This window comes from Fibrobacter sp. UWOV1 (assembly GCF_900142495.1).
GTDB lineage: Bacteria > Fibrobacterota > Fibrobacteria > Fibrobacterales > Fibrobacteraceae > Fibrobacter.
Genome location: NZ_FRBA01000025.1, coordinates 1 through 9,612 on the forward strand (window position 1 = coordinate 1; position 9,612 = coordinate 9,612).

Below are 9,612 nucleotides of genomic sequence, written 5' to 3' on the forward strand. Positions count from 1 at the left end.
GGCAAGCGTTTGCGCAACGGCTTTCGCTTGTTGAAATGAATCGCCTCGTAGACGCGGTGGACCTTCTTATGGTTCCACGGATGCCCATCCTTGCGGATCAGCCTGAATATTTTCCAGAAGCCCTCGTTGGTGACCTCGGCCTTCTGCCGTATCGCAGCCTCAACCTCGGAATCGTCCTTGGTAGATTCGTAGTAGAAGAACGACTTGTGGATGCCCATCAATCTGCACGCCCGAGTAATGCTGATGTCGTGATCCTCTGCTATCTCGCCCGCAATCTCCTTGCGGGCCTCGGGCGTCAGAGTTTTGCAGAAACTCAATTCGCCTCAGTCATATTGGCTCATGCAAGCATGGCCAATGCGACATTCGGCTCTAGAGTTTTTTTTCGATGACCTCGCGAAGAATCTCGTTGTCTAGGGCGAGATTGGCGTACATCTTCTTGAGCTTGGCGTTTTCTTCTTCGAGTTCCTTCAGTTTTTTAAGCTGACTAACCTCAAGACCGCCGTACTTCCGTTTCCACTGATAGAGCGTGGCTCTGGAAACATTGAGTCGCCTGCAGATTTCGTCCGCAGACACTCCGGCTTCAAGTTCGTTTACGCTTTTGACGATTTCCGATTCGGAATGAGTCAGTTTCTTCATGGCTGTTCCTTTGCTACCAAAGGTAGCATTTTGACGCAGGCAGAATTGCCATTTGTCTAGTTATGAACAGTCCTAATTATGGGGAAGCTTACAATATAATCTATTCTTTTATAGCAAAGAATATACATTCCGTATTTCTTCATTCTATAAAAAAACGCTTTATACAGTCCTAAACCTCTTACGAGCAAAAACATATGGTATCATACCCAAAACCGTGGCGTCACCCCACGGTTTCCCCGCCTAGAGGGCCGAGCACAGGATACGAGCGGCCCTCCCGGCCCTTCGGGCTTCGATCCCTAACGCAGACGCAGGATTATCCAGCAATCTCCTTGAGTGCCTTCTGAAGATAAAAGATGGACAGTTGACTGTTTTTCAAGGGCTTCGGAGCCATCAGACACTTCTTCCATTGGTTCTCCGCAAAAGGTAACAACTCTTTACACCAATCCTTTATTTTAACATCGCGATTCTCAATTCGTTTTAAATCGGATATTGCGTGAACAATATGTTTATGCCATCCCAATTTCGGTTCATGAGCAAGAAATTCAGAAAAGAAATAAGTGAAATCCTTTTCTTTCCACACATGGTTCGTTATCAACGAATATACATTACCCGAGTCTGGAATGAATATCTGGAAGAACTTATCTATAGCACGAGTAATCTTTTCGCTATCAATTTTTTCCTGGAATGGTTCAAAAATTGCATTCAGTTTTGACCAGAAAGCATCGTTGTCATCTTGACCATTTTTTGCAGATTCTCCAAAAAAGGAAACATAATAATCCGCTGGTTTCATCTCATAGGATTCAAATTCATCAACATGCTTATTCGCATAATCAAGAATAATTTTTTGGAATTCCGCTTTATTTTCCTTTAATGCACCAATATCAGCAAAATAGACCAACTTATAGTATATCAGATACAAATCGGTCGCATCAAGAATTTTACCACTATCCATCGATGCATAGAAAGTCTTCAAAGCCTCAATTCCATCAGCATCTTCATCGCACATAAAGAAATCACCAACTTTCGACATCCAGTACTTATCATGACCTTCGAACCATATTTCGTCTTGAACAACATTATTAACAACGTCAACTGGAATTACATTTTCTCCAAAGCAACTTTTGAATATATTGATCCAAGATTCTTTGTAATCAATTGACCTTTCACTTATGAAATCAAAGCCTTGATACTTCTTTTTGAAATTATCATATGGAGAATCTTCTTTTGTCTTATCCTGTATTTGGGCCAAATAATTTGAAATGCCTATATCAGAAGCCTTTAATTCTCCAAGATAAATGGAATAACGAAGAGCGATAAACTCCCTTAAGAACAGTTCCGCAAACTCCTGATTATCAAGATACTTCCATATCGAGGTTATCCTTAAGAACCTCTCTAATTCAAGCAAGGCATGCTTCAAAGAACGAAAATTGTTTACACCTGAACGCCGTATAACTTCTTTGATTACAGTTTCATTCTCTTGCAGAATTTTCAACAATCTCGGATCTAAAAACTTATCATCTTTTAACCAAACCGCTAGAATATCATCTATGGTCGTCTGTATATTGAATATTTTTCCAATAACTTTCTCTTGTGTACTAGCAAGCCGATGAAGCGTAGGTCGCTCCACCCGCATAGAATTAGCCTCGTCCCAACGTTCCTTATCTGCCAACAGAATACAGGATACTCCCAAGTGCTCAACATATTCGTTGATATACCCTAAAAGCTCCGGAGCATCCATATCAGTTCGTTCAACATCATCAAAAATGACCGCAAGCCCCTTCTTACTTTTCTTGGCTTTCTTACAAAGCGCATCGTTAAAGAGAGCCATTGCATCACATGCATGCACCCCAAAATCTTTAGTTAAAGGCGTAAGACTAGCAAGCGCCTTAATAAGGCTTATCCCACTTTTAGCAAAATACGAATCTTCTGTTTCCTTCAGGTGCGGGTGAAGAACTTCAAAAATACGGTTCTCAATATCTTCCCTAGATTTAACGCCAAAAAGGCTGATATAGACAACGATCCTATTGACAGAATCCATCAGCCAATCCCTAACTTTATGAACCTTTTGGCCTCCCATATATTTGGAAACAAAATAGGTCTTACCCGAGCCCCAACAACCCGTAATCAAAACAGCATAATCATTAGAGGGTTTTGCAAGATATTCATCAAGAAATTTTTTGATATGTTCATTTGACATATTTCACCCCTTAAGAAGTTTTCCTCTCCCCAGAAAAATAACAAAAACAAATGACAAAAGATGACAAATTCAAAAAGAACTATTCGAAAAGCATGCGTCAAGCTGTTCGAATAGTCTTTCTTCGGAAATTTCAGGGATAATCAATCGTCATCGTACATTACATTCGCACAACTGGGGCATTCTTCTGGTGCTGTTTCAAGGACATCCTTGATAGTGTCAGTGAGTTCTCGCCTACCACAATCCACGATGCCTTTTGAAATCCAGGAATTAGCCAATTTACACGCATCCTGTAGTTTCGACTCATCTACAAGACACCTGTCCCCATGAACCTCACATGTTTTAATTGCGCCTACGCGCTGCAAAATATCTACTGCAAGGCCATAAAGTGCATTTTTGTCTTCGAGTTTATGTTTCATCATTCCCATGACATACCGTCCTTGGTTAAGTGTTTATGGTTTCCCGCCAGGATTACACAAACCTTAGCGAGGTTTAGACCTCCCTCCTGCATTGGAGAAAAGCTCCTATTATGTATATAGCAGGGAAATATCAAATTACCGCAAAAAGCACTACTCCGCCGGCGCGAAAAAGTTTACAAAAGAGCCGACTTTTTGCCCTTTTTGAGCGAATTAAGCCAATTTAGGGCGTCAATCTTGTAAGAATATTTTTACAAAAATCGCCCAATATCGTGACCAAATCTGGTTCGCCGAGAAGGGCAAGCCCCACGAAGCGACGGTGCTAAAGCGGCTTAGCGAAATCGAGATGAGCGACGAGGGCGAATTCCGCAAGGTCCGCAGGGACAGGATTTTCGAAAAGGACTACTTCGACAAGAAATACGGAGCCCTGCCGGAGGTCAGCGACGGTTTCGACTTGATCGAGGCCATGAAGGGGCAAGGGCGTTCCCTGCTGCGCAGGGGCGGGCTCTCGCGGCACGAAGCCGTGGCGTTACCCCACGGCTTCCCCGCCTAGAGGGCCGAGCGCGGGATATGAGCGGCCCTCCCGGCCCTACGGGCTTCGATCCCTAACGCGGAAAGCGGGCAACAAAAAACTTCATCACACTAAAATATTTTTTAATTCACACATTTAGGATTTATACAAAAGTCGTTCATATACTTTTTTTTCAAAATACGACGGATACTCCGATAATATCCTTTTTACCTTTACATCATCAACAAGCAACTGACGTAACATATCTTCCTTTGTTTCTATACCCTTAAAAAGAGTCGATAATTTCAATGCTAGTGTTCTATCGCAAAAACCTATCTCATACAAAACAATCGATTCTATGTTTGGCAACCCGTATTTTATCTGCTTCTGATACAATTGAATTTTTTTGAGTAAATCTTGATTAGGAACATCACCAATAAGGATTTCGACAATTGAATTAACTAGAACAGATCCGTCATACGACAAGCATCCATCAAATATTTCAACAACATGCTCTAAAGTAACTTTTCTTGATCCAATAACTTCATCTTTTAAAATGTCAAATAAATATGCATATGAATTTCCATTAACCCAGCACTGTATAGCATGTAATAATTTTTCACGATTAGGGTAGCCATAAAAGATTTTTTTAGGGAAAAATTTTTCGACAAACAACCCTGAAATGATAGACACAAAGGACTGACACGATTCTACATTCTCTAATATAAATCTATTATCATTAACAAATTTTTCTACCGAGAGAGCAACATTTAAGCCTCTCAAAGTATGAGATAGTCGTTTTAATCTATCTTTTTCAAGTTTCTTTTCTAAAATATTTTCTTTTAGAATTTCAAAAAGATATACAATTTTATCTCTGTCTTCTTGACTACTACAATTCTCATATGCATAAGTTTTGTTCACAAGCTCGATCACATTCAGTTCATCTACTTCTCCACAACAATTACATAGGAAATTATCTATTGTCTCTAAATAGTTGAATCTTTTTTGCAATATTTTCGAGAAATCATTCCTGACAGATGAAGCATTCTCCCCCTTGCAAATTTCATTTGCCACCCAATCAGCATTCTTTTCAGAAATATAATACTTAAGCAAATCCGACAATTTAATTGGAACAGAAAATCTTCTTCTCACGACGCTGTCATAACAATCAATAAATTCCTTGATTAACTCTTTAATCATACTATCGCATCGCTCCGCTCGTTCTGGAGCTATCATCTTATTTATCATCAGCTTTTTTCGGCCATCACGAGCGATTTCAACATCTGTAAAAATAACATTTCCCTCTGTCATTTTTCCAGAACGAGCGACACGTCCCATCAAATTATGGAAATCACGAACTTTTATTGGTTCCTTATCTTGGTATAAAGACAAAACAAATAAATTTTTAATTGGAAGATTGACACCCTGAGCCAATGTTGTCGTGCAAACTAAAAAATTTACAAGTTCTTCATGAACAGCGTTTTCAACACTCAAACGAATACCCTGAGGAATATTCGCATGATGAGCAAAAATCCCATTTCGAGCAGCTTTAAACAAAGCGTTGTCTGTACCTAAATTTAAATTAACGATGTTTAATATTTTTATTTGCTCATCCTTTATACAAGGAGGTTTTGATTCTAGGGGAAGCCTTGAATAAATATCATTTATATAATCAAGAAATGGTCGCACACTAGTTTTTTTCCCCATAAAAACCGCAACACATTTAAATTGAGATTGTTTTAAAGCCAAATAAAAAGTTATAGAATCTGAATCTGAAAGATCTGGAAATTTTCTTTGGTTTCGTTCCTTTCCTTTTAATGGAAGATTTTTTTCTCGAATAATCCTAGGAGCAAAAAATTCATTTTCAAAAACATTCTTTTCATTGAAAAAATTTAGAGACGCACCATCAACATAAGCCAAGTTGCGACGAGTCGGCAAATTGCTACTTCCATGAACAACAACGCATTTGGGACTTAACCATCGGGCGATTTCATCTGCATTTGATATTACAGCAGAAACAAGAACAATCTGTATATCTTTAACTAACAGTTGCTTCAATTCTGTCAAAAGCAACTCGTATGTAACGCCTCGTTTTCCTGCATCAAACTGATGGCCCTCGTCATAAATAACCAAGCCTACTCTAGAAACAAACTCCTTATTTTGAGTCAATAAGTAATAAAGTTTCTCAGGCGTAACAATTACAATATGTTTTCCTTCATTCAAAAAAACATTTGCATCCTCTGATATTAGCGCATCGGTTATTTCATCAATAGTAATATCTTTTTCGCCACGAAAACATTTAAAAAAATCGTTTTTAATTTCATGGCAAAGCGACCTAAACGGAGCAACAATAACAGCCAAATCTATCCTATTTGCAAGAAAAGCCGATCTTATGATAATTTCCGTTGATTTAGTCTTACCAGCACTTGTTGGCATTTGCAACACTGCCGAAGCACCACGAAAAACACCTTGCTCACCAATTTTCCTTTGTGCTGGCCATAATTCCTTTATGAAGCCTTTCTTTTTTATAATGAAAGACCAAGCATCTTTTGGCAAACCCGAAAAAACGGGCAAGTTTTTCCAACAAGAATTCTTTACTTTCAGAATACAAACTGCATATAATAAATTGCAAAGAAATGTTTCGCGAGGAGAGCCATAACAATCAACTTTTTCTTTCAAAGCTTTACAAATATCAAATAAATCTTCTTCACCCGATCCCGAATTGAAAAAGAATGAAGTTTTCGCTTCAAAAGATTCTAATTCATTCCGATAAATAGAATCTTCATATTTTCTAACATTGTATTTTCCTTTCAACAACCAATACAACGCATGCTCTATTTTTTCACCTTCCAAATTAAGATCATCTTCTCGAACCGACTCCACAAGAACTGACGCACTACCCGGTGAATTAGACAAATAATACGCAACAGCTCCAATTAACAGATTATAATCATCCAAAAGATTTAAACGGCCTGTATTTTTGTATGAATCAAAGAATCTTGCGCAAAATAAAACATCCTCTTCCGGAATTTCCAGTTTTTTTATAATCCGTCTCGTCACATCCCCAAGAATACCAATAACTAGGGTGAACAACTTTTCTGGAGGTTCGGTTCTTAGAATCCTCTCTTCTTCAGGCACGTCAAATTCTAGCATTTTTGCCAAAGATTGCGTGACTTTTAATATTTTAATTGACTTCGCTTCAGGCTTCATCGGCGGCTCGCTCGTAAAGTGAATGAACTAAATTCATCATATCCCGGCCTTTTACAAGAAGTAATCGAAGTTTGTCTTTTTCAGCATGGTCGGAGCAGTCTGTTTTAGATATTTCTCCTTCGTCAAAAAAATTCTCATCATAAAAAGCGGCTGCACCAAATTTTTTCTTATATGGATTATCAAGTTCATTTTGAAAACGTTCTATTTTTTGAATATCATCTTCATTCCCTTGAAGATCGAATCGATTTTTTGCAAAATCTAAAAATTCACCTAACCGGCGCGGATCTTTATTAGAATCATTAACAGCTTCTTGCAATTTATTTTTTTTACCATCTGTATATTTCGACTTTGTTTCTACAACAAAAAGTTCATCATTAGGATTACATAAAGAATCGTCAACAATTTTTATTGCAACAACATCACTCCCTTTTGTTGAAGTATCTTGAACGGGTTTATTTTCGTATCGAATTATACTTGGAATCCAATATTTTTTTATATATTGAAGAAAATGTGATACTAGAATTTCCGAAAAATCTCCCGAACGAGTAGAAGGACCCAATCCTTTTTCTCTTGTCGGAAATGCATGCCGAAGTAAATAGTCCTTTCTTGACAATTTTTCTGCGGAACGAAGCCTGTCTAATTTAGAATCTAAACGATACAGGTTTCTGAACTCCCTAGCCCAATTGGACATAACATCTTTTTGAGATTCATCATAACAGAATGACCAAATCTCAATCTCTTTACCATCCTGCGAGGTAATTTTCTTGTCAAAATTGAACCAATCTGTAAAATGCATATAAACACTCTCAATCTATACAACTACAACATTATCAATAAAAAATTCAAAAAAAAAGAAGTATACAAAAAAAATCATTCCCTTTCTACTTTCCCATAACGCGTATTGACAAAATCTAGGAACTGCTCACCCATTCCAGTAAGAGCAATTCCTTTATTGGTCCCTTTAACAAGGCGTTTTGCAATAAGAGCAACCTGCAAGCTACAATTGCGTTCCGACATAGTGTTTTGAGGGGCGCAAAGTCCTTCCGGGTATAACTGATCCGTTGTCCATTCTCCTTTTGCCTTCAATTTCAAAAGGAATTCTATTTCTTCTAAATCTAATTCATCAAATAGTTTTATAAATCTCTTTTCTGTCTCAAACTTAGAATGTTTGCCCATTACAACATTACTTGCGATACAGCCCCATTTATCAAGCTTCTCTTCAAAAATTTCATTCTGGACTTTTTCAAACATCACGCTGAACACCCGACACAATTTTTCGTTTTTTTTAATGTCCTCAACATCCTGTATTGTCGGTTGCCACACGCTAAACCAGGTAGACAAATTCGTCATCTGATGCGGGAGCAACGTCGCCTTTACATACCTAACCATATCAGTAACGCCGTTTGCAGATAAAGACACAAGAAAACCAGCAATTATTTCTTCCTTCGTCATTTGTCACCCTTTTCTAAAGAAATATACAAAGTCTTCATTTCAATTTTATTACCTTTTTATTCATCCCACTCAAAATCCTGGCAACCAGCGTACATTGCATAGCCAGCACAAACGGCAAATGACGTTCCACACATTCTACAGGGTTTAGCTCTCGCCCCTCCTACTACGCATTTTCCTGTCTTTACAATCAGGCGATTATCCTTTATATCACATAGATAATCTCCGCTAAAATCAAAGATTTCATTCCCACTTATATAACCAATGGGAGTCCCTCTTTTAGAATACAAATAGCCGTCTTCGCTAAACCCAATGTATTTTCCGCCCCAAGCCCAGTAGAGATTCATTCGATTCTTCCTTTTTTTGTTGCACCACAGACAGTGTCTATTTGTGCCTTGCACATATTAACACTATCAATATAACCAAATCTATTTTAAAAATCAACCCCCACTCCTTTTTGACAATTTTTTTGACTGATTTAAGGTCTAAAAACGCCAAAAAGAGGGGCGTCAGCCCCTCTTTTGTCAATTTCCCAGCAACAGCAGTCTTTACCTAATGCTCTTTTGATTCCACTCCGGTTTGGCTTCTCTGATTAACTCATCCTCAAGGGCCAACCTGAAGGGTTCTGGATCGACATGGATGAACGAAACACTTATCCGGCCACCACCTTTCACAACGTCCAGCACCTTCCCCAACTTTGATTGTGTACCCTTAGGGCAATTTATAAGATGCTCTGTCAAACGGCCTCTAAGCCCCTGCTCGCTTCTGATTGTGCCTATGTATTTCAACTCATCATTCACCCATATAGCATATATTCCGCATTCCATGGGGATATCTTGCGGCAAAAACGCATCTTTATCGCCTATTATTTTTGAATCGATCGACAACCGGTTTCGAAGCGAGTACAACTTTTTGCCAGCTTCATGAACGAGGTCGTCAAAATTCGGCAATTTGACAGATTCTAGCTTCATTTTTCTGCTCCTTTTTTAAAGAATATAATATCATGCATAAGCCATCGCATGGTTAAGACAACTTCTCCATCATTGAAGAACGGTCTCTACATGTATTATACAGAATAACCGTATCTTCACCAAGCAGAGAGGTAACGTATATTTTCTTTCGCAAATTCCACTAAGGGGGTAAAAAAATAGGATGTTCCAATTTTTAGATTTGAAATAACCACAAATCAAACACAA

At 38.4% G+C, this 9,612-nt stretch carries 9 protein-coding genes and 1 pseudogene; 1 reads left to right on the plus strand and 9 read right to left on the minus strand.

Going from position 1 to position 9,612, the window contains the following annotated elements; genetic code table 11:
• The 4 genes and pseudogenes from BUC02_RS15485 to BUC02_RS15500 all read right to left on the minus strand — a co-directional run.
• Nucleotides 1–317 (minus strand): annotated as a pseudogene (locus BUC02_RS15485) (IS3 family transposase); the annotation flags it as partial.
• Between the two features lie 52 nt (nt 318–369).
• Nucleotides 370–636 carry a transposase gene (locus BUC02_RS15490; protein ID WP_073058387.1) on the minus strand — a complete coding sequence of 89 codons (267 nt, stop codon included), beginning with the start codon at nt 634–636 and terminating at the stop codon, nt 370–372.
• A gap of 313 nt (nt 637–949) precedes the next feature.
• Nucleotides 950–2,833: a P-loop NTPase fold protein gene (locus BUC02_RS15495; protein WP_073324091.1), complete on the minus strand. Its 1,884-nt coding sequence runs from the start codon at nt 2,831–2,833 to the stop codon at nt 950–952.
• Nucleotides 2,834–2,973: 140 nt separating this feature from the next.
• On the minus strand, nt 2,974–3,258 hold the full coding sequence (locus tag BUC02_RS15500; protein WP_073324093.1) for a hypothetical protein: 285 nt from the start codon (nt 3,256–3,258) through the stop codon (nt 2,974–2,976).
• Between the two features lie 307 nt (nt 3,259–3,565).
• Between BUC02_RS15500 and BUC02_RS15505 the strand changes: the two genes are divergently transcribed.
• Complete coding sequence (locus tag BUC02_RS15505; RefSeq protein WP_139261269.1) at nt 3,566–3,799, plus strand: hypothetical protein; 234 nt, start codon at nt 3,566–3,568, stop codon at nt 3,797–3,799.
• 114 nt (nt 3,800–3,913) lie between these two features.
• Here BUC02_RS15505 and BUC02_RS15510 read toward each other — a convergent pair whose 3' ends face one another.
• From BUC02_RS15510 to BUC02_RS15530, 5 genes are all read right to left on the minus strand, one after another.
• On the minus strand, nt 3,914–6,967 hold the full coding sequence (locus BUC02_RS15510; RefSeq protein ID WP_073324097.1) for a DEAD/DEAH box helicase: 3,054 nt from the start codon (nt 6,965–6,967) through the stop codon (nt 3,914–3,916).
• The gene (locus BUC02_RS15515) at nt 6,957–7,763 is read right to left on the minus strand and encodes a Hachiman antiphage defense system protein HamA (protein ID WP_073324099.1); all 807 of its coding nucleotides are present in this window, start codon (nt 7,761–7,763) and stop codon (nt 6,957–6,959) included. The genes BUC02_RS15510 and BUC02_RS15515 overlap by 11 nt, the downstream gene beginning before the upstream one ends.
• 74 nt (nt 7,764–7,837) lie before the next feature.
• Nucleotides 7,838–8,419 carry a hypothetical protein gene (locus tag BUC02_RS15520; RefSeq protein ID WP_073324101.1) on the minus strand — a complete coding sequence of 194 codons (582 nt, stop codon included), beginning with the start codon at nt 8,417–8,419 and terminating at the stop codon, nt 7,838–7,840.
• A 56-nt stretch (nt 8,420–8,475) separates the two neighbouring features.
• Nucleotides 8,476–8,763, minus strand: coding sequence for a 4-fold beta flower protein (locus tag BUC02_RS15525; protein ID WP_073324103.1), 288 nt, complete (start codon nt 8,761–8,763; stop codon nt 8,476–8,478).
• Between the two features lie 201 nt (nt 8,764–8,964).
• Nucleotides 8,965–9,387, minus strand: coding sequence for a GIY-YIG nuclease family protein (locus BUC02_RS15530; protein WP_073324105.1), 423 nt, complete (start codon nt 9,385–9,387; stop codon nt 8,965–8,967).
• Nucleotides 9,388–9,612: the final 225 nt, after the last annotated feature.